Genomic DNA, 20,407 nt, shown 5'->3' on the forward strand with positions numbered 1-20,407 from the left:
GGAAAGTCCCTCCGGCTCAGGACGCGGGATCGTAGGCGCGGACGGCGTCGAGGTACTCGGTGATGGCGTCCCGGTTGCGGAGCAGGCATTCGGCCCGCCGGGTCATCCGGTCGCGTTCGGCCTCCAGGGTTTCGAGCATCTCGGCGGTCGCGTCCGGGAAGTAGATCTGCCGGGGTTTGTCCAGGCACGGCAGGATCTGCTTGATGATCCTGGTCGGCAGCCCGGCGTCGAGCAGGCCGCGGACCTGGATGACCCGGTCGACCGACGGCTCGGCGTAGTCGCGGTAGCCGTTGGCCAGCCGCTCCGAGATGATGAGACCCTGCTCTTCGTAGTACCGCAGCAGACGGCGCGACGTCCCCGTCCGCTCCGACAGCTCCCCGATCCGCATGTGCGCCACCTCACCCCGGCCGACTTGACCTTCACATCTATGTGATGGTTCGAGCATACGAGGCATGACTTCGAAACTCCCGCTCGGCGCGCTGCTCGCGCTGACCACGGCGGCGTTCGTCACCGTCCTCACCGAAGCCCTGCCTGCAGGGGTGCTGCCCGCGATGAGCGCCGGCCTCGGCGTGGGCGAAGCGGCGACAGGGCAGCTGGTGACGGTGTACGCGATCGGCACCGCGCTCACCGCGATCCCCCTGTCCGCCGCGACCGCGGGCTGGCGCCGCAAACGTTTGCTCCTGGCCGGAGTCGCCGGTTTCGCCGTCGCCAACACGGTCACGGCGCTGTCCACGAACTATCCCCTGACCCTCGGCGCGCGGTTCGTCGCCGGGATCGCGGCGGGCGTGGTCTGGGCGCTGCTGGCAGGCTATGCCCGGCGGCTGGCGCCGGAACCGGTGCAGGGCAAGGCGATCGCCGTCGTGATGACCGGCATCCCACTCGCACTCTCGCTCGGCATCCCCGCCGGCACCTTCCTGGGCGGCGTCTTCGGCTGGCAAGTGACGTTCTCGCTGATGTCGGCGCTCGCACTCGCCCTGCTCGGCTGGATCGCGCTGGCCGTCCCCGATTTCCCCGGGCAGGACAAGGGCGGCAGGCTCCCGGTGCGCAGGACCCTCGCCGTGCCGGGCGTGGCCGCGGTCCTGTTCGTGACGCTGACGTTCGTGCTGGCGCACAACATCCTCTACACCTACATCGCCACCTTCCTCGGACACGTGTCGATGGGCGGCTCGGTGGACCGGATCCTGCTGGTGTTCGGGCTGGCTTCGATGGTCAGCATCTGGCTCGTCGGCGTCCACATCGACCGGCGGCTGCGGGCGCTGACCGTCGCCGGCACCGTCCTCGTGGCGCTCGGTGCGACGATTTTGGCTCTGCTGGGCGAAAGTCCGGCACTCGTCTACGTCGCCGTGACCCTGTGGGGGCTCGGCTGGGGTGGCGTCCCGACGCTGTTGCAGACCGCCGCCGCGCAGGCGGGCGACAAGGGCGGCGCGGCGGACATCGCGCAGGCCATGCTGGTCACCCTGTGGAACGCGGCGATGGCGGCCGGAGGGATCGCCGGTGGTGTCCTCCTCGACGGCTTCGGCGCGGAGTCGTTGCCCTGGAGCGTCCTGGTGCTGCTCGTGCCGACGCTGGCCGTGGTGCTGGTGGCGCGACGGCACGGGTTCACAGCGGCAGTTCCGGATGGCTCCGGATCGCCTCGAGAACCAGGTCGACAGCGGCGCGAGGCGCGGACCCGCGCCTGATCGCCGCGGTGATGGAGCGATCGACCGGCGTCGCGAGCTCGCGGGTGGCGACGCGGTAGCGCTTGTCGACGGCGAGGCCGGGCAGGAGCGCGATCGAAAGCCCGGCCTCGACGTGCTGCAAGGTCATCATGTAGTTGCTGAACCGGGCGATCACGCGCGGCTCGAAACCGGCTTCGCGGCAGAGCCGGGTGGCGAGGTTCGCCATGTACGACTGGGGGATGTCGAACGCCCATGGCTCGCTCGCGTAGGCGGCGAGGTCGGCGGGGCCCCGGCCGTCGGCCGGATGGCCGGGCGGGACGACGAGCACGATCGGGTCGGTCGCGAGCGGTACCAGGTCGATGTCGGGCCCCAGCGGCTGCTCGACGAAGTCCGTGGTGGTGATGATGACGTCGGCGTCGCCGACGCGGAGCGCGGGCATGCTCACGTGCGGTTCGAGTTCGAGCAGTTCGATCTGGAGCCGCGGATGCGAGCGGGCCAGCCGGTTCACCGCCGGGACGGCGATGGTGTGGATGGCGCTCTGGAAGGCACCGAGGCGGACGAGGCCCGCCGGTCCCTCACCGAGACCACGCAACTCGGCCTCGACGGTGTCCATGTGGTCGAGGATCGCTCTCGCGCGGCGGGCCAGCATCCGGCCGGCCGGGGTCAGCCGGACGCGGCGGCCGGTGCGTTCCAGCAGTTGCGTGCGCGTCTCGGCCTCGAGGACCGCCAGCTGCTGGGACACGCTCGACGCGCTCAGGTTGGCCGCTTTCGCGACCGCGCGGACGGTGCCGAGCGTGTCCAGCCTGCTCAGCAGGCTGAGCCTCCACGGATTGAGCATGAGGCCATTGTTGTACGGATCAGCCGAACAGCACAGCCGGAATCGTGAGCTGGACGTGTCGCTCGGCTCCGACTTACCGTCGAGACATGGCTGCTCCCCACACCGACCTGTCCACCGCCGACCGTTTCTGGGCCGACGCCGACCGGCATCTCGTGCGCTACGCCGGGGCCGGCGATTTCACCCGCGAGATCATCGACCACGCCGCCGGGAGCTACCTGTTCACCGAATCCGGGCGGCGGATCCTCGACTTCACGTCCGGGCAGATGAGCGCGATCCTCGGGCATTCGCATCCCGAGATCGTCGAGACCGTACGGCGGCAGATCGGCTCGCTCGACCATCTGTTCAGCGGCATGCTGAGCCGCCCCGTCGTCGACCTCGCGCGACGGCTGGCCGAGACCTTGCCGTCACCGCTGGAAAAGGCGCTGCTGCTGACCACCGGGGCGGAGTCGAACGAGGCCGCGATCAGGATGGCGAAACTCGTGACCGGGAAGCACGAGATCGTGTCGTTCGCCCGGTCGTGGCACGGGATGACGCAAGCGGCGGCGAACGCGACCTACAGCGCGGGCCGCAAGGGGTACGGCCCGACCGCGCCCGGCAACTTCGCCATTCCCGTGCCGAATGCGTATCGCCCGGATTTCCTTACCCCGGAAGGGGAACTGGACTGGAAGCGGCAGCTGGACTTCGGGTTCGAGATGATCGACGCCCAGTCCGTCGGCAGCCTCGCGGCGTGCATCGTCGAACCGATCCTCAGCTCCGGCGGGATCATCGAACCGCCGGTGGGCTATTTCGCCGCCCTACAAGAGAAATGCCGTGAACGAGGGATGCTCCTGATCCTCGACGAGGCGCAGACCGGCTTGTGCCGCACGGGAAACTGGTACGCCTTCGAACGCGACGGTGTCGTTCCCGATATCCTCACGCTCTCCAAGACGCTGGGCGCCGGGCTTCCGCTGGCCGCGGTGATCACCAGCGCGGAAATCGAGCAGGAGGCGCACGACCGCGGCTACCTGTTCTTCACCACGCATGTCGCGGATCCGCTGGTGGCGGCCGTCGGGAACACCGTGCTCGACGTCCTCACCCGCGACCGCCTCGACGAACGCGCCACCGAACTGGGCGCCTTCCTCCGCCGCGGCCTCGACGACCTCGCCGCCCGTCATCCCGTCGTCGGCGACATCCGCGGGCGGGGCCTGCTGGTCGGCGTGGAACTGGTCGTGGACCGTGCCACGAAACAGAGTTCCGACGAACTGGGCGCGCTCGTCACGCGGCGCTGCCTCGAATTGGGGCTGCACATGAACATCGTGCAGCTGCCGGGGATGGGCGGCGTCTTCCGGATCGCTCCCCCACTGACCGCGACCGAGGACGAACTCGCGGAAGGGCTGGGAATCCTGGACAAGGCCATTGGCGACGCCGGCGCGCGCTGGTCTTGAGTCAAGGTGGTGGGGGGGGGGGGGGGGGGGGGGGGCGCACCCCCCCCCCCCCCCCCCCCCCCCCCCCCCCCACCCCCTGAACTCGCGAAGCAACCGTGCGACCTCGCCCGGCCGCTCCAAGAACGGCGAATGCCCGGCGCCGTCCACGACCTCCACGCGGGCACCGACCGCCGAGTACCGCGCGAAAGTCTTGTCACAGTCGTAAAAACGGTCCCGCCGCCCGAGAATCACCAAGCACGGCAACCCCAAGGCCGCCACTTGCGCATCGAGAGGACGAAACGCGAGCAGTCGCGCGCGGTCCACCAGGACCACACGGGCCATCGCCGGTGCGGTGACGGCGTGATCGGCCAAGTCCTGCAACGGATCGTCGAACCAGCCCCCTCGCCGGAATCGCGACGCGAACCGGACCCATCGCCGATCGGCGACCGTCCGCACGAGCGCGCTGACCATCGGCAGCAATACCGAGCTGCCCGGCGGGAAGGACGCGTAGCTGTAGTCCGGCGCCTGCCCGATCAGCACCAGGGAACCCACCCGTGGCGAGATCGCGGCCAGCGCCAAGGCGACATCGGCACCGAAGGAGTGACCGGCGACCAAAACGTCTTCGACGCCCAGCGAATCGAGGACACCGGCCACCATGCGCGCTTGCGACGCCGCGTCCAAACCCGACGAACCACCGGTGCATCCGTGCCCCAGCAGATCCACCCGGATCACGTGATGCGCCGCGGCCAGGCCGAGGGTGAGCCGGTCGAACCAGTGCACCGACCCGCAATACCCGTGCAACAGCACCAACGGCGGCCCGGCGCCGTCCTGGCGGACATGGACGGCGACGCCGTTCACGTCGAGGATTTCGCCGATGGGGGAACGAGGCACGCCCCCAAAGTAGCTCAGACCGGCGCGCGCTCCCTGCTGCGGGACAACAGGAACGCCGCGATCCCGGCGGGCAGGAACATGAGCACGCCGTAGATCCCGGCGGGCACGGCCATCGCCTTGTCCCCGAGCACGGAGATCGCCACGGCGATCGCGAGGGTCGCGTTGTGGACGCCGATCTCCATGGCCGACGCGATTGCCTGCCCGCGGTCCACGCGGAACAGCCGCGGCACGTAGTACCCGATCGCGAGGCTGAGCACGGAAAGCGCCAGCGCCACCGGCCCGAGCGTCCAGATGTTGTCCACCAGCGTCCGGAACTCCTGCGCGATCGCGGCCACGATCACCAGCACGAGCACCACGGCGGAGCCGATCTTGACCGGTTTGCGCATCCGCTCGGCCCAGCCGGTGAACCGGGCCCGCACCGCCATCCCGAGCACGACCGGGATCAGCACGATCGCGAACACCTGCACGAACTTCGCGGGCTGGAGCCCGACAGACGCACCGCCGTCGAGGAATTCGGCCATCGACAGGCCGACCACCAGCGGCAGGGTGAACACGGCCAGCACGGAGTTGATCGCCGTGAGCGTGACGTTGAGGGCGACATCGCCGCCGGCGAGGTGACTGAACAGGTTCGCCGAGGTCCCGCCGGGCGAGGCGACGAGCAGCATCATGCCGACCGCCAGCACGCTGTCGAGGCCGAACACCACGATGAGGCCGACGCAGATCACGGGCAGCAAGATCATCTGGCACACCAGCGCGATGACGGCGGCCTTCGGGTACTTCAGCACCCGAGTGAAGTCGCCGACGGTCAGGGTCAGCCCCAGCCCGAACATGACGAGTGCCAGCGCTACCGGCAGGAGGATGGAGAACATCGCCGAACCCATCGAGGGGCCTCCGTCCGATATGCCCTTTTCAGAGCGGCAATCGTGTCAGCGGCGCGACCCGTGGTCAAGGCACCGAAACCCAGCCGTGACCCCGCCCGATCGGCGCCGTAAGGGTTCGGTAACCGCCCGAACCGGGCGATCCGGACGGTTCGCGCGGTTGAATGTCCCCCATGAAACGCAAGCGGGTGCTCGCCGTCGTGGCGGCCGGTCTGGTGGTGGCGGTGGCCGCCGGTCTCTACTGGTTCCAGCCGTGGAAGCTCTGGGTGAACGAAACGGTCCAGGAGGCCGTGCCCGTCGCGGCCCAGCCGTCGGCGCAACCCTCCACGCAGATCTCCGAAAGTGCCGCGCCCGCCCCGAAAGAGCCCACGGTGGTGGCCACCGGCGCACTGATCAGCCATGAGCACACGACCAGTGGCGACGTCCGGATCCTGCGCGCGGCCGACGGATCATTGGTGCTGCGCCTGGAGAATCTCGACACGAGCAATGGCCCGGATCTGCGGGTCTGGCTCACCGACGCGCCGGTCCTGCCCGGCAAGGACGGCTGGTCCGTGTTCGACGACGGTGCCTACGTCAGCGCCGGGAAACTCAAGGGCAACAAGGGAAGCCAGAACTATCAGCTGCCGGCGGGCACCGATCTGGCGCGCTATTCGAGCGTGACGATCTGGTGCGACCGGTTCAACGTGTCCTTCGGCGCAGCCTCGTTGCAGAAGGTTTAGGCGAGCCGGTCCACCGCGTATTCCATCTCCGCGCGAACGGCGCGCAGATCGATGCCGCCGGGGTCGATGATCGCGGCCACCGCGATCCCTCGCAGCTGCCCCACCAGCGCGGCCGCGTACGCGTCCGGGTCGCGGACGCCGGTGATGGAACCGTCCGCGAGCCCGGCGGCGACGGTCTGCGCGATGGCGAAGCGGTACCGGCGGTCGGCCTCGGTCATCGCCGACCGCACCGCCGGATCGCCGACGGTCGCGTCCGTCCAGAGCACCACGAACGCCCGGTTCAGCGGCGGCATGTCGGTGAGCAGCTCGAAGAAGATGTCCAGCAGTGCGCGCAACATGTCCATCGGGCTGGGCGTCAGTCCGCCGGTCCGCGTGGCGACGGCGGCGCTGAAGACGTCGGCGAACTTCTCCGCGGCGAACTCGACGAGCCGCTGCACCAGCGTCTCCTTCGAGCCGAACAACTGGTACACGACGCCGCTGGGATAACCGGTCCTGGCGCAGATCATGCCGATCTTGAGCCGGGCGAAACCTGCCTCGCCGATCAGGCGGGCGGCGGTGTCGAGAATCCGTGTCCGTGCGATCTCCTGGTCACGCTGGACCTGGTGCTCCTCCGCAGACGAGTCCACGCCGAGATCCTCCCATGACTTCCGGTTCGTCACCCGTCGACGCGGCGTTACGATCCGGATATGAGGATCGCCTTCGCCGCCGACGACCGGAACGCCACCACGGACGCCGTCCAGGCGTACCTCGCCGAGGCGGGCCACGAGGTGCTCCGCCCGGCGACGTCGGACATCTGGCCGGAACTCGGCGCGGCGGTCGGCAGGGCGGTCGCGGCAGGCGAGGCCGATTTCGGCGTGGTGATGTGCTGGACCGGGACGGGCACGGCCATCGCGGCCAACAAGGTCCCCGGGGTCCGCGCCGCACTGGCCTGGGACACCTGGATCGCCGCCGGCGCGCGCAAGTGGAACGACGCCAACGTGCTGGCGCTGAGCCTCAAGCGGCTCGCTCCCGACGTGGCCGTCGAAATCACCGACGTGTTCCTTTCCGGCATCGCGCCCGATCCCGATGAATCGGCGAATATCGCCCGGCTCGGCGAAATGGACGAATTCCGCCGGTGACCGGCACCGAACCAGTGAACGATTAACGCTGTCGAACGTATTAGGCCGTTCGCAGGAAAATCACCACTCTATGTAGTGATGCTTCCCATATTGGTCCAGACCACGTACCGTCTCCCGCAACAAAGCGTTCCGCATGGAGGTGGTCGATGAAGACGCATCCCCGCCTGCCCGGCTTCGGCCGAGGCAACGCGATGTCGCCGATTTCCCTTTGACGAAATCATCTCCAAGATCATTTCCCTGCACCGGGTTGTAAGGAGTGAAATGTCGAGAAAAAGATGGCATCTGGTCGGCCTGTTCACGGCCGTCGCGGCGCTGGCGGTCGGTCTGGTGACCGTCCCGGCGAACGCGGCGGGCGGGGTCGGAGCCACCCTGACCAAGGGTTCGGACTGGGGCTCCGGCTGGGAAGGCAAGTACACGATCACCAACAACTCGGGATCGAGCCTGACCAACTGGACCCTCGAGTTCGATCTCGCGGCGGGCCACTCGATCGCTTCGCTGTGGGACGGCAGCTACACCGTCTCCGGCCAGCACGTGACCGTCAAGAACACCTGGAACGGCAACCTTTCCAACGGTGGTTCCACCAGCTTCGGCTTCAACGTCAAGTACTCCGGCGCTTACACCGCGCCCGCCAACTGCAAGATCAACGGCGGCTCCTGCGACCCAGGTGGTGGCACCCCGACGACGACGCCGACCACACCGACCACAGGCACCTCGACCTCGAATCCCCCGACGTCGACGAGCACGAGCAACCCGCCGACCACCACCACGACTTCGAACCCGAACCCGGGCGCGAAGAAGAACCTCGGCTACTTCGTGCAGTGGGGCGTCTACGGCCGTAACTACCACGTGAAGAACATTCACACCTCCGGTTCGGCGGCCAAGCTGACGCATATCAACTACGCGTTCGGCAACGTCACCAACGGCTCCTGCTCCGCGAACGACGACACCTACGCCGACTACGACAAGTTCTACGACGCCGGGTCCAGTGTGGACGGTGTCGCGGACACGTGGGACGCGGGCGCCCTGCGCGGCAACTTCAACCAGCTGCGCAAGCTGAAGAAGATGTACCCGGGGCTGAAGGTGCTGTGGTCGTTCGGCGGCTGGACCTGGTCCGGCGGCTTCGGCCAGGCGGCGAAGAACCCGGCCGCGTTCGCGGACTCCTGCTACAAGCTGATCAAGGACCCGCGGTGGGCCGACGTCTTCGACGGTATCGACATCGACTGGGAATACCCGAACGCCTGCGGTCTTTCCTGTGACACCAGCGGTCCCGCCGCGATCAAGAACGTGGCTCAGGCACTGCGCACCAAGTTCGGCTCGTCGTTCCTGGTCACCGCCGCGATCACCGCGGACGCCAGCAGCGGCGGCAAGCTCGACCTCGCCGACTACGGCCCCGCGTCGGCCTACTTCGACTGGTACAACGTCATGACGTACGACTTCTTCGGCGCTTGGGCGGCGCAGGGCCCGACGGCCCCGCACTCGCCGCTGACGGCCTACCCCGGCATCCCGCAGCAGGGCTTCAACTCCGACGAGGCCATCCAGAAGCTCAAGGCCAAGGGAGTTCCGGCGAGCAAACTGTTGCTGGGTATCGGTTTCTATGGCCGAGGCTGGACCGGCGTCACCCAGGACGCCCCGGGCGGCACCGCGACCGGTGCGGCGCCGGGGACGTACGAGGCGGGCATCGAGGACTACAAGGTCCTCAAGAGCAGCTGCCCGTCGACCGGCACGATCGCGGGCACCGCGTACGCGAAGTGCGGCAACAACTGGTGGAGCTACGACACTCCCTCGACCATCAACGGAAAGATGGGCTGGACCAAGAACCAGGGTCTCGGCGGCGCGTTCTTCTGGGAGCTCAGTGGCGACACCTCCAACGGTGAATTGGTCACGGCCATGCGCAATGGCCTGAACTGAGAGGCTGACAGTGGCTAAGCGGACTTGGATCCAGGCCGTGGGCCTGGCCGCCGCTGCCGCAACGGCCGGCGCGGTCCTCGTGATCGCGCCGGCCTCCGCGGCCGGCGGCATCGGCGCCGCCTTCAGCAAGGGCTCCGATTGGGGCTCTGGCTGGGAAGGCAAGTACACGATCAGCAACAACTCCGGATCGAGCCTTCCCGCCTGGACGGTCGAATTCGACCTCCCCTCGGGGCACTCGATCGCTTCGCTGTGGGACGGCAGCTATTCCGTCTCCGGCCAGCACGTGACGGTGAAGAACACCTGGAACGGCAACCTGTCCAACGGCGGCAGCACCAGTTTCGGGTTCAACGTCAAGTACTCCGGTGGCTACGTCGCCCCGGCGAACTGCAAGATCAACGGTGGTTCCTGCGATCCGGGAGGCGGCGGCCCGACCACGACGCCGACCACACCCACGAGCACGACCACCACCTCCCCGACGACGACCACGAGCAACCCGCCGCTGCCCGGCGGCCGTGGCGCGCCGTATCTGTACATGGGCTGGGGTGACCCGCCGAACCCGCAGACGGTCATGAACGCGACCGGGATCAAGTGGTTCACGCTGGCGTTCGTCCTGTCGTCCGGTGGCTGCAATCCCGCTTGGGACGGCAGCCGTCCGCTGCAGGGCGGCGCCGACGCGAACGCGATCGCGCAGATCAAGGCCGCGGGCGGCCAGGTCGTGCCGTCCTTCGGCGGGTGGAGCGGCAACAAGCTCGGCCCGAACTGCTCGACGCCGGAAGCGCTCGCCGGGGCCTACCAGAAGGTGATCGACGCCTACGGTCTCAAGGCGATCGACATCGACATCGAGAACACCGACGAGTTCGAGAACGCGACCGTGCAGGACCGCGTCCTGAACGCACTGAAGATCGTGAAGGCGAACAACCCCGGTATCCAGACCATCCTCACCTTCGGCACGACGACCAGCGGCCCGAACTCCTGGGGCCAGCGGCTGATCGACCAGTCGAAGGCGTTGAACGCCGGGATCGACGTCTACACGATCATGCCGTTCGATTTCGGTGGCGGCGCGGACATGTACGGCAACACGATCAACGCCGCGAACGGTCTGCGGGACAAGCTGAAGTCGGCCTTCGGGTGGAACGACGCCACGGCGTACGCCCACTTGGGCATCAGCGGGATGAACGGTCTTTCGGACCAGCGGGAACTGACGAGTCTCGACACCTGGACCCGGATCACGAACTGGTCGAAGACCAACAAGATCGCCAGGCTGGCGTTCTGGTCGGCCAACCGTGACCGGGGCTGCCCGAACGGCGGGGTCGCCGAGAACTGCAGTGGTATCGCACAGAACGACTGGGACTTCACGCGGATCACCGCGGGCTTCTGACGTCCCTTTTGAACTGCGGGCCCGCACCGATGCTGCACGGTGCGGGCCCGCTCCTTTCTCCCGCAACCGATCGCATCCAGAGGACTAATTGCGCGGGGTTCGCGAGCCGCGGTCCGTGAAGCCTCCTTCCCTACTTTGAGGGTAGGGAAGGAGGCCTTCACGACGTCGCGATCATGTAGTGCCGGACGGGTAGTTCCTCCAGCGCGCCCGTAAGTACATGAAGGCCCCCTTCACTACGTCTAGCGCAGTGAAGGGGGCCTTCATGTACTTACCGAACACCTCAGTGACCACATTGGTCACCGGAGCCTCAGAACCGGTCCGTGAAGGCCTCCTTGAGGGACTCTGGGTCCCTCAAGGAGGCCTTCACGGAAAGTCCGCAGCGATCAGGGCAGAGCGTTCAGGAAAGGCTCGTGGGCGTTCTGGAACTCCCACCCGTAGTACCGGTCCCAGTTGATCGACCACGTCATCAGCCCGCGCAACGCCGGCGAAGCACCGCCCCGCAACGCATACGACCCGCAGCCGGAGTTCTTCACCAGGCAGTTCAGCGCGGAATGCACCGCCGCCGGAGCGGTGTGCCCGTTGCCCGCGCTCACCGCGGCGGGCAGGCCGAACGCGATCTGGTCCTCACGCAGCCCTGGGAACCGGAATCCGGTCGAGGACACCGTGAAACCCGCCTTGATCATGTCGGTCATCGCGATGTGGAAATCCGCGCCGCCCATGAAGTGGTACTGGTTGTCCAGGCCCATCACCGGTCCGGAGTTGTAGTCCTGGACGTGCAGCACGGTGAGCGCGTCCCTCATCGCGTGGATCACCGGCAGGTACGAGCCCGTCCGGTTGTCGGCGCCGCCGAGACCGCCGTAGTACTGGTATCCGGTCTGCACGAAGAACGTCTCCGGCGCCATTGTCAGGACGAATCCCGCTCCATACTTGGCTTTCAGCGTCTTCAGCGCCGAGATGAGATTGACGATCACCGGCGTGGTCGGGTTGCGGAAGTCGTTGTCCCCGGAATTGAGGTACAGCGAGTGTCCCTCGAAGTCGATGTCGAGCCCGTTCAGCCCGTACCGGTCGATGATCGCGGACACCGAGCTGACGAAGGCGTCGCGTGCCGCGGTCGTGGTCAGCTGCACCTGACCGTTCTGGCCACCGATGGAGATCAGGACCTTCTTGCCCTGCGCCTGCTTCGCGCGGATCGCGGCGATGAAATCCGCGTCGCTTTCCACGGCCGGGCATTCCGCGACCGGACACCGCGTGAAGCGGATGTCGCCGGAGGTCACCGAAGTCGGTTCTCCGAAGGCCAGGTTGATGATGTCCCACGCCGCCGGAACGTCGGCCATCCGCGTGTAGCCGGAACCGTTGGCGAAACTCGCGTGCAGGTAGCCGATCAGCGCGTGCTTCGGCAGGCCGCTGTCGACGCAGCCGGAAGTCGTGGCGCTCGCCTCGGTCGTCTTCGGCGATTCACCCGCGCTGTTGTACGCGGCCACCGAGTAGTTGTGCGACGAACAGGCCGTCAGCCCCGAGATCGTCGCCGAAGTCCCGGTCACGGTCGCGACGACGTTCCCGCCCTCGTACACGCGATAGCCGGTCACCGTCCCCGCCGAGGCGCCCCACGACAGGGCGATCGACGAGTTCGTCACCGTGCCCACGGCCGGATTCCCCGGTGACGGCGGCGCGCCGGGGGTGCCACCACCGGGTCCGTCGAGGCTGATGTCGTCCGCGTAGTAGGTGCCCGACCCGTACCAGCCGTGGACGTACACCTCCGCCGTTGTCTGGGTGGCCGTCGTCGTGAACGAAAGCGACAGCTGCGTGTAGGAGGTCGCCGCGGTCCAGGTCGACGGCCCGCCCGTGACGCCGAGGTACACCGGATTCCCGTTCACCCAGGCCGAAACCGCGTAGGTCGTGTTCGGCCGGACGGATACCGTCTGTGCGCATTTTCCGATCGTCGAGCCGGGCGTCACCGAAACGGCGTAACCACCCGAACGCACCGGTGTGGTGACGGCCGCGCCCGCCGCGCAGGACCAGCCGGACATCGAACCCGCCTCGAACCCGGGATTGAGGAGCAGGTTGGCCGCGTTCGCGGTACCGCCGCCCGTGATCAGACCGGTGAAGGTGAGCACCAAAACGGCCAGAAATGCCAAGGATCTGGAACGCCTCATCGCGATTCCTCCGTGCAAGGGCGGCCTGCCGCCGCGCTGGGCTAATTGTCTAGACCAATCTGGCGAAAGTCCATACCCCGGCGACACCAGGGTCCAAAGACCCGACTACTCCGGGCTGCTGTACCGGTGTGACGCGCGGACCCGCTCCGTAACGTCGAAAGGGCCAAACAGAGCTGGGGGCTTTCGGGAGGTGGGGACGATGGGAACGCACAGGGGCGCGGCGAGAACGGCCCATCCGGCGTGATGACCGTGTCGGAAGCCGTACGCCCGACGTATTCGCCCCGCCCGGGGGAACCGGACGGCGAATTGATCCGTGCGGCGATCAGTGGCGACCGGCGGGCCGTCGAGGGTCTGCTGGCCCTCCTCCGGCCGATCGTGTTCCGGTACTGCGCGGGCAGGCTGGGCGGGACGATCCGGGGCGTCTCCAACGCCGAAGACTGCGCGCAGGAGGTCCTCATGGCCGTCCTCGTCGCCTTGCCGCGCTACAACTACCAGGACACCAGCTTCCTGCCGTACGTCTTCGGGATCGCCTCGCACAAGGTCGCCGACGTCCGCCGCAATCTCGCCCGCGACCCGTCCGCGCCGGTGCCCGATCCGGAGCCCGAACTGGACGGACCGTGGAACCCGACGTTCGAAGAGGTCGAGAAGGCGGATCGCAGCCGACGGCTCTCACGACTGTTCGAGGTGCTTTCGGCGAAGCAGCGTGACGTGCTGGTGCTGCGCGTGATCCACGGCTACAGCGCCGAAGAGACCGCCAAGGCGCTGGGCATGGCGAGCGCGGGCGCGGTCCGCGTCACCCAGCACCGGGCCCTCAACGAACTGCGCCGGGTGTTGCGCGAGGATCCCGATTTCGCCGGCGGATTCACCTTTTTCTAAGAGGTGGGCTTGCGGCGTTGCGTGGCGTAGACGGCGGCGGCGGTCCGGCGTTCGAAACCGAGCTTGTGCAGCAAGGACGACACGTAGTTCTTGACCGTCTTCTCCGCCAGGTACAGCTTTTCCGCGATCTGGCGGTTGGTCAGCCCGTCGGCGATGTGGTCGAGCACCCGCCGCTCCTGCGGGCTCAGCTGTTCGTATCGCGGATCCGGGGCGTCGCTCTCGCCGCGCAGCCGGTTCATCACCGACGCCGTCAGCGTGCTGTCCAGGAGCGATCCGCCCGCGGCGACCGTGCGGACGGCCTTGACGAGCGCGCCGCCGGAGACCTGCTTGAGCATGTACCCGGCCGCGCCCGCCATGATCGCGCCGAACAACGCGTCGTCGTCCGAATAGGACGTCAGCATCAGACAGGCGGGCGGTGGGTCGATGGAAGCCCGGATCTCCCGGCAGACACTGACCCCTTCACCGTCCGGCAGCCGGACGTCGAGCACCGCGACCTGCGGTTTGACCGCGGGGATCCGGACGTAGGCTTCGGCGGCCGTGGACGCTTCGCCGACCACCGTGAGATCGTCTTCGGCCTCGAAGACGGTCTTCAGCCCGGTGCGGACGAGTTCGTGATCGTCCAGCAGGAACACCGAAATCGTCATCCCACACTCCCCTGTCGGGCCGGCAGCTCCACCGACCAGTCGAGCCTCGTCCCGCCTTCGGGCCGCGCTTCGACGCGGAACGTCCCGTTCCAGCGGGCCGCGCGTTCGGCGAGGTTCGCCACCCCGCTGCGATGGCCGGGCTCGGCCGGTATCCCGACGCCGTCGTCCACCACCGAAAGGTTCAGCCACCGCCCGTCACGGTCGACGGCGACGTCGACCGAAACCGTCGTCGCCGCGGCATGTCTGACCACATTGGACAGTGCTTCGCGCAGTGTCGCGATGAGATCCGAGCGGACCGTGTCCGGTACTGACGAATCGAGCGGACCGTCGAACCCGACCCGGGGTTCGGACGCGCAGCCCGCGTCCAGCGCGACCCGCAGCAGCTCCGACCGGAGGCTGCCCTGGGCCTCCGCCGGTTCCTGCAGCGAAAAGATGCTGTTGCGGATCTCGCGGATGGTGCGGTCGATCTCGTGCGCGAAACCGGTCACGCGGTCGGCGACGGCGGGTTCGCCCGCGAGCCTGCTAAGCCCCTCCAGCCCGAGCCCGATCGCGAACAGCCGCTGGATCACCAGGTCGTGCAGGTCGCGGGCGATCCGGTCGCGGTCTTCGAAGACGGCGAGCCGCTGCCTGTCCTGCTGCGCGCGGGCGAACTCGACCGCCAGTGCGGCGTGCGCGGCGAAGGTCTCGGCGAGCTGGACGTCGTAGGCGGAGAACGGGGTCTTGTCGCGGAACTTCGCGACCAGCAGGACACCGAGTTTCTCCTCGCCGACGATCAGCGGGACGGCGACCGTGGAGTCGAGGTCCTTGACCACCGCGGGCATCACCGCCCCGCGCCCGCCCTGGAACTCGACCACCTTTTCGCCGTATTCCCGGACCACGACGGGTTTGCCGGTGGTGAACGCCATCCCGGTCGCGGTGCCCTCGGTCGGCACGGCGATCCCGGCGAGCCGGTCCGCGTCCGGCCCCGGCGGCTCGACGATCTCGAAGACCAGGTGCCCGTCACCGCGCGGCCGGGCCACCGCGCCCGCGGTGCCACCGGCGACGACGCGGGCGCGTTCGGCGATCAGACGAAGGGTCGCGGTCAGATCCTGGTCGGTCAGGAGCGCGCCGGTGACGTGGTAGGAGGCTTCGAGCCAGCGCTCGCGCCGCTGCACCTGATCGAACAGCGCGGCGTTCTCGATCACCACACCGGCCGCCGCGGTGAGCGCGACGAGCAGGTCGTCCTCGGAGTCGGTGAACTCCTCACCGTCCGGTTTGCGGGCGAGGTACAACATCCCGAAGATGCGGCCGCGCATCCGGATGGGCACCACCCGGGACTCGTCCTCGGACGGCGGCCGTTCCCAAGCCTCGCCGAAGCGGATGAACTCGTCGGAATCGAGCACGCTCAACGCGCCGAACGGCGCACCGGTCAGCTCGCAGGCGGATTCGACCATCCGCCGCAGGACGTCGGAGAGGCTGAGATCGTGGGCGATCCCGGCCACCGCGTCCAGGATCCTGGGCGCCTTGGCGTCGCTCGCCGCACTCACCCGCCGCACTGGCGTCACCGTCCCGGAGTAACTCCCCGGGCAGTGGGGTCAGGAATGACAAACGCGCCCGGATCGCTCATCTGGTGCGTCGATCACGGACAGTGCTTCGTTACTGCAAGCGCCGAGGATCCTTCGACCGGTTACCGATTCGAGGAGGATCCGGAGATACCGGGAGTCCGCCTGACCAGTCCAGCAGCCCAGCGGCAGGGTCTCGAGCTCGGCGATCACGATCGGATCACGCACCTCGGAGGCGCGGCCGAGGACGGTGACGAACCAGCCGGTTCCCTCGTCCGCGGCGAACTCGTCGACGGCGAACGCCACCACGGTGTCGAGCACCCCGGCGAACAACGCGCTCTGCGCCGGGGTCCGGACCATGATCGCGCCGTGGTGGAGCGCGAACCGCGTGGGCTGGATCGCGGGCAGCGCGCGGGAGGTGAACACCACCCGGCCGAGCCCGGCGCCCGCGAGCAGCGCCAGGCACTGCTCGCGGTCGAGCGTCTCGAGACCCAAGGAGTCGGACATCGGCATCCCCGCGTTCTCGTCGTGTACTTCGTCGAGATCCACGGTCCCCGGCTTACCGACTCGCCGGTAGGGCCGATGGACCCGGCCCGTGCGGGGGATGCGGTGGTGGGGGGGGGGGGGGGGGGGGGGGGGGGGGGGGGGGGTGGGGCGCGCCGCCCCCCCCCCCCCCCCCCCCCCCCCCCCCCCCCCCACCACCTGGCCCGAACGCGCAACTACGCCTTCGGGCTCAGCAGGACGACGGGGATCTCTCGCTCAGTCTTGGTCTGGTACTGCGCGTAGTTCTTGTAGTCCGCGGTGATCTTGGGCCACAGCCGGGCGCGCTGCTCGGCGTCGGCCACGCTCGCGACCATCGGCTTCGGGCTCTCGCCCTTCAGCGTGACCTGGACGTCGGGGTTGTCGCGGAGGTTGAGGAACCACGCCGGGTGCTGGTCGTCGCCACCGCGGGAGGCGACGATGACGTACGCGTCGCCCTCGCGCAGCGGCGAGGTCAGCAGGACCGTGCGCGGCTGGCCGGATTTGCGGCCGATGGTGGTCAGTTCCAGGACGGTCATCCCGGCGACCTGCCAGCCGGCGCGGCCGCCGCTGACCTTCTGGATGACGCGATGGACGGCGTTCATGGTCTTCAAGGCGAAATCGGAGGGCATGCGGAGAAGGCTACTCCGCTTTGGTCGCGACTTCGATTCCGTCCAGCAGGACCGCCAGGGAGAACTCGAAGGCCTCCCTCGCCTCCTGTTCCAGATAGGACACCGTTTCGTCCTCCATCCGGAACGCGTGCTCGCCCTCCATCCAGGTCAGCGTCGGGAATCGCTCCGCGAAGTCCGGCGAGACCTCCTTCAGATGCGCGGACCGCGCGTACCACCACTCGTCGTCGGATTGCCCTGTCACCTTTTCGGCCAGCCGCGCCTCCGAAGCCGTCCTGGCGGGCTCGCGCACGCACGAGTACAGCGCGCTGACCAGCCGTCGCAGCGCCGTCGGCGGCAATCCGGTGCGGCGCAGGATCTTCACCAGCGCCTCCAGGACGACGTATTCGTTCGGCCCGAGCACCGGCCGCGCCTGCGAGACCTGCAGGACCCAGGGGTGACGCAGGTAGAAGTCCCAGAGATCCTCGGCCCAGCGCGCGGCGTCGGCACGCCAGCCGTCTCCGTCGTAAGTGGCCGAAAGCTCGGCGAGCGCCTTGTCGTACATGAGATCGACGAGTTCGCTCTTGCTCGGGACATAGGTGTAGAGCGCCATGGCCGTCCGGCCGAGCCTGTCCCCGACGGCACGCATCGAGAGGCCCGCCATGCCTTCGCCGTCCGCGATCGCGATGGCGGTTTCGACGATCAAATCCACCGAAAGTCCCGGTTTGGGGCCGGGTCGCTCGGCGTCCGGCGACTCGGTCCGCCACAGCAGGGCCATCGACCGCCGAGGGTCTCCCTGAGCCGCGTAGACGACCACTTGCCAACTCCTTACAGCATAAACTAACCTCTGCTACCCTCACTTTACAGGCTAAAGAGTTCCAACCAGGGGAGAGCCATGCCTTCGGCCGCCGACAGCCACGACATGATCCAGGTGCGCGGAGCCAGAGAGAACAACCTCGCCGACGTCTCGGTCGACATCCCCAAACGCCGCCTCACCGTCTTCACCGGTGTCTCGGGGTCGGGGAAGTCGTCCTTGGTGTTCGGCACCATCGCCGCGGAATCGCAGCGGCTGATCAACGAGACCTACACCGCGTTCATCCAGTCCTTCATGGCCCCGGTCGGACGGCCGGACGTGGACGCGCTGCGAAATCTGAGCGCCGCGATCGTCGTCGACCAGGAGCGGATGGGCGCCAATTCCCGCTCCACGGTCGGCACCGCGACCGACGCGCACACGATGCTGCGGATCGTCTTCAGCAGGCTGGGAACACCGCACGTGGGGACGTCGGGAGCGTTCAGCTTCAACCTTCCCGAGGGGATGTGCCCCGAATGCGAGGGGCTGGGCAAGGTCACCAGCATCGACATCGACCAGCTCGTCGACAAAGAGCTTTCGCTCGACGAAGGGGCGATCACCGTCCCGAACTTCACGCCGGGAAGCTGGTACTGGAAGGGGCTGGCTGAATCCGGTTTCGTCGATCCCGCTGTCAAGCTGAAGGACTACACCCCACAGCAGTGGGAAGACTTCATGCACAAGCCCGCCACCAAGATGAAGCTCGGCGGGATGAACACCACCTACGAAGGCCTCCTGGTGAAGGTGCGGCGGCTGTTCCTGTCGAAGGACAAGGAAGCGACGCAGCCGCACATCCGCGCCTTCGTGGACCGGGCGATCACTTTCCGGCGCTGTCCGGCTTGTGGCGGCGCGCGGCTCAACGAAGCCGCGCTGTCCTCGAAGATCGAGGGGTTGAACATCGCCGACTGCTCGTCGATGCAGATCAACGATCTGGCGGATTTCCTGCGCAAGATCGACGATCCGTCGGTGGGGCCGCTGATGCAGACCCTGCGCGGCACGCTCGACTCGCTCGTGGAGATCGGGCTCGGCTACCTCAGCCTCGATCGCGAATCCGGGACGCTTTCGGGCGGCGAGGCGCAGCGCGTGAAGATGGTGCGGCACCTGGGTTCCAGCCTCACCGACGTCACCTACGTCTTCGACGAGCCGACCGTCGGGCTGCACCCGCACGACATCCAGCGGATGAACGGTCTCCTGCTTCTCTTGAAGGACAAGGGGAACACGGTGCTCGTCGTCGAGCACAAACCGGAGACGATCGAGATCGCCGACCACGTCGTCGACCTCGGCCCCGGCGCCGGGCCGAACGGCGGGCAGATCTGCTACACCGGCGACGTCCCCGGGCTGCGCGCTTCCGGCACGCTCACCGGACGGCACCTCGACCACCGGGCGCGGCTGCGCACCGACGTCCGGGTGGCGCGCGGGCGGATCGAGATCCGGAACGCGACCCGCCACAACCTGCGCGGTGTCGACGTGGACATCCCGCTCGGGGTGCTGACCGTGGTCACCGGGGTCGCCGGTTCGGGCAAGAGCTCGCTCATCCACGGCTCACTGTCCACAAGGGACGACGTGGTGGTGCTCGACCAGTCGGCCATCCGGGGCTCGCGGCGCAGCAACCCGGCGACCTACACCGGCCTGCTCGACCCGATCCGCACCGCGTTCGCCAAGGCCAACGGCGTCAAGGCGGCCCTGTTCAGCGCGAACTCCGAAGGCGCGTGCCCGAAATGCAAGGGCATCGGGCTGATCTACACCGACCTGGCGATGATGGCCGGGGTGGCGACGGTCTGCGAGGAATGCGAGGGCAAGCGGTTCACCGCGGAAGTGCTGACGTACAAGCTGCGGGGCAAGAACATCAGCGAGGTCCTCGCGATGCCGGTCGCCGAGGCGCGTGAGTTCTTCCCCTCCGGACAGGCGCGGGCGATCCTCGACCGGCTTTCCGACGTCGGGCTCGGCTACCTCGGGCTCGGGCAGCCGCTCACGACGCTGTCCGGCGGGGAACGGCAGCGGATCAAACTCGCCATCCGGATGGCGGAGAAGTCGGCGACCTACGTCCTCGACGAACCGACCACCGGTCTGCACCTCGCCGACGTCGACCAGTTGCTTGGCCTGCTCGACCGGCTCGTCGACGACGGGAACACGGTGGTGGTCATCGAGCATCACCAGGCGGTGATGGCGCACGCGGACTGGATCGTGGATCTCGGGCCGGGCGCGGGTTCGGACGGCGGTCAGGTGGTGTTCACGGGGACTCCGGCCGATCTGGTCGCCTCCGGTGACACGCTCACGGCGCGGCACCTTCGCACCTACGTGGGCCGCTAGCGCGCGTGGTGGGGGGGGGGGTGTTTTTTTGGTTTTTTGAGGTATAAGAAACAACAACCCCCCCCCCCCCCCCCCCCCCCAACCCCCGCCCCCCCCCCCCCCAGAACCCCCCCCCCCC

General features: G+C 68.1%; 18 protein-coding genes and 1 pseudogene. 8 read left to right on the plus strand and 11 right to left on the minus strand.

What is annotated here, in order from left to right; translation table 11 throughout:
• Positions 1-16 precede the first annotated feature (16 nt).
• Positions 17-388, minus strand: a complete 372-nt coding sequence (locus ACIRGA_RS35015; protein WP_350576315.1) for a MerR family transcriptional regulator — start codon at positions 386-388, stop codon at positions 17-19.
• A 64-nt stretch (positions 389-452) separates the two neighbouring features.
• On the opposite strand from ACIRGA_RS35015, the gene ACIRGA_RS35020 reads away from it, so the two are divergent.
• Positions 453-1,679, plus strand: a complete 1,227-nt coding sequence (locus tag ACIRGA_RS35020) for an MFS transporter (RefSeq protein ID WP_400949643.1) — start codon at positions 453-455, stop codon at positions 1,677-1,679.
• Here the strand turns inward: ACIRGA_RS35020 and ACIRGA_RS35025 are convergent.
• The gene (locus tag ACIRGA_RS35025) at positions 1,600-2,496 is read right to left on the minus strand and encodes a LysR family transcriptional regulator (RefSeq protein ID WP_400949646.1); all 897 of its coding nucleotides are present in this window, start codon (positions 2,494-2,496) and stop codon (positions 1,600-1,602) included. The two genes, ACIRGA_RS35020 and ACIRGA_RS35025, sit on opposite strands and share 80 nt — an antisense overlap.
• An 86-nt stretch (positions 2,497-2,582) precedes the next feature.
• Here ACIRGA_RS35025 and ACIRGA_RS35030 point away from each other — a divergent pair, with 86 nt between their 5' ends.
• Positions 2,583-3,920: an aspartate aminotransferase family protein gene (locus ACIRGA_RS35030; protein WP_400949648.1), complete on the plus strand. Its 1,338-nt coding sequence runs from the start codon at positions 2,583-2,585 to the stop codon at positions 3,918-3,920.
• A gap of 105 nt (positions 3,921-4,025) precedes the next feature.
• On the opposite strand, the pseudogene ACIRGA_RS35035 reads toward ACIRGA_RS35030, so the two are convergent.
• Positions 4,026-4,790, minus strand: a pseudogene (locus tag ACIRGA_RS35035) (alpha/beta fold hydrolase); the annotation flags it as partial.
• Positions 4,791-4,804: 14 nt separating this feature from the next.
• Positions 4,805-5,671: a bile acid:sodium symporter family protein gene (locus tag ACIRGA_RS35040; RefSeq protein ID WP_400949650.1), complete on the minus strand. Its 867-nt coding sequence runs from the start codon at positions 5,669-5,671 to the stop codon at positions 4,805-4,807.
• A gap of 170 nt (positions 5,672-5,841) precedes the next feature.
• Between ACIRGA_RS35040 and ACIRGA_RS35045 the strand changes: the two genes are divergently transcribed.
• Entirely contained in the window at positions 5,842-6,387 is a 546-nt protein-coding gene (locus tag ACIRGA_RS35045; protein ID WP_400949653.1) for a DM13 domain-containing protein, read from the plus strand.
• Here the strand turns inward: ACIRGA_RS35045 and ACIRGA_RS35050 are convergent.
• Positions 6,384-7,013 (minus strand): TetR/AcrR family transcriptional regulator, encoded by a 630-nt coding sequence (locus tag ACIRGA_RS35050; RefSeq protein ID WP_400949655.1) that lies wholly within the window; start codon positions 7,011-7,013, stop codon positions 6,384-6,386. The two genes, ACIRGA_RS35045 and ACIRGA_RS35050, sit on opposite strands and share 4 nt — an antisense overlap.
• A 60-nt stretch (positions 7,014-7,073) precedes the next feature.
• Here ACIRGA_RS35050 and ACIRGA_RS35055 point away from each other — a divergent pair, with 60 nt between their 5' ends.
• The 3 genes from ACIRGA_RS35055 to ACIRGA_RS35065 all read left to right on the plus strand — a co-directional run bounded on the left by ACIRGA_RS35055 (position 7,074) and on the right by ACIRGA_RS35065 (position 10,791).
• Complete coding sequence (locus ACIRGA_RS35055) at positions 7,074-7,505, plus strand: RpiB/LacA/LacB family sugar-phosphate isomerase (protein ID WP_400949658.1); 432 nt, start codon at positions 7,074-7,076, stop codon at positions 7,503-7,505.
• A gap of 261 nt (positions 7,506-7,766) precedes the next feature.
• A complete protein-coding gene (locus ACIRGA_RS35060) occupies positions 7,767-9,413 on the plus strand; it encodes a glycosyl hydrolase family 18 protein (protein WP_400949660.1) in 1,647 nt (548 codons plus the stop codon).
• Positions 9,414-9,450: 37 nt separating this feature from the next.
• The gene (locus tag ACIRGA_RS35065; protein ID WP_400949683.1) at positions 9,451-10,791 is read left to right on the plus strand and encodes a cellulose binding domain-containing protein; all 1,341 of its coding nucleotides are present in this window, start codon (positions 9,451-9,453) and stop codon (positions 10,789-10,791) included.
• Positions 10,792-11,174: 383 nt separating this feature from the next.
• On the opposite strand, the gene ACIRGA_RS35070 is transcribed toward ACIRGA_RS35065, so the two are convergent.
• Positions 11,175-12,944, minus strand: a complete 1,770-nt coding sequence (locus tag ACIRGA_RS35070) for a chitinase (RefSeq protein ID WP_400949663.1) — start codon at positions 12,942-12,944, stop codon at positions 11,175-11,177.
• Positions 12,945-13,187: 243 nt separating this feature from the next.
• Between ACIRGA_RS35070 and ACIRGA_RS35075 the strand changes: the two genes are divergently transcribed.
• Positions 13,188-13,820, plus strand: coding sequence for a sigma-70 family RNA polymerase sigma factor (locus ACIRGA_RS35075; RefSeq protein WP_400949666.1), 633 nt, complete (start codon positions 13,188-13,190; stop codon positions 13,818-13,820).
• Here the strand turns inward: ACIRGA_RS35075 and ACIRGA_RS35080 are convergent.
• From ACIRGA_RS35080 to ACIRGA_RS35100, 5 genes are all read right to left on the minus strand, one after another.
• Positions 13,817-14,464, minus strand: coding sequence for a response regulator (locus tag ACIRGA_RS35080; protein ID WP_400949669.1), 648 nt, complete (start codon positions 14,462-14,464; stop codon positions 13,817-13,819). The two genes, ACIRGA_RS35075 and ACIRGA_RS35080, sit on opposite strands and share 4 nt — an antisense overlap.
• Positions 14,461-16,008 carry a GAF domain-containing protein gene (locus tag ACIRGA_RS35085; RefSeq protein WP_400949672.1) on the minus strand — a complete coding sequence of 516 codons (1,548 nt, stop codon included), beginning with the start codon at positions 16,006-16,008 and terminating at the stop codon, positions 14,461-14,463. The genes ACIRGA_RS35080 and ACIRGA_RS35085 overlap by 4 nt, the downstream gene beginning before the upstream one ends.
• A gap of 30 nt (positions 16,009-16,038) precedes the next feature.
• Entirely contained in the window at positions 16,039-16,518 is a 480-nt protein-coding gene (locus ACIRGA_RS35090; RefSeq protein WP_400949685.1) for a pyridoxamine 5'-phosphate oxidase family protein, read from the minus strand.
• Positions 16,519-16,724: 206 nt separating this feature from the next.
• Positions 16,725-17,156 carry a nitroreductase family deazaflavin-dependent oxidoreductase gene (locus tag ACIRGA_RS35095; protein ID WP_400949675.1) on the minus strand — a complete coding sequence of 144 codons (432 nt, stop codon included), beginning with the start codon at positions 17,154-17,156 and terminating at the stop codon, positions 16,725-16,727.
• Between the two features lie 10 nt (positions 17,157-17,166).
• A complete protein-coding gene (locus ACIRGA_RS35100; RefSeq protein ID WP_400949678.1) occupies positions 17,167-17,949 on the minus strand; it encodes a TetR/AcrR family transcriptional regulator C-terminal domain-containing protein in 783 nt (260 codons plus the stop codon).
• Positions 17,950-18,027: 78 nt separating this feature from the next.
• Between ACIRGA_RS35100 and ACIRGA_RS35105 the strand changes: the two genes are divergently transcribed.
• Entirely contained in the window at positions 18,028-20,289 is a 2,262-nt protein-coding gene (locus ACIRGA_RS35105; protein ID WP_400949681.1) for an ATP-binding cassette domain-containing protein, read from the plus strand.
• Positions 20,290-20,407 lie beyond the last annotated feature (118 nt).

The sequence above is a fragment of the Amycolatopsis sp. NPDC102389 genome (assembly GCF_044765885.1).
Classification (GTDB): Bacteria; Actinomycetota; Actinomycetes; order Mycobacteriales; family Pseudonocardiaceae; genus Amycolatopsis.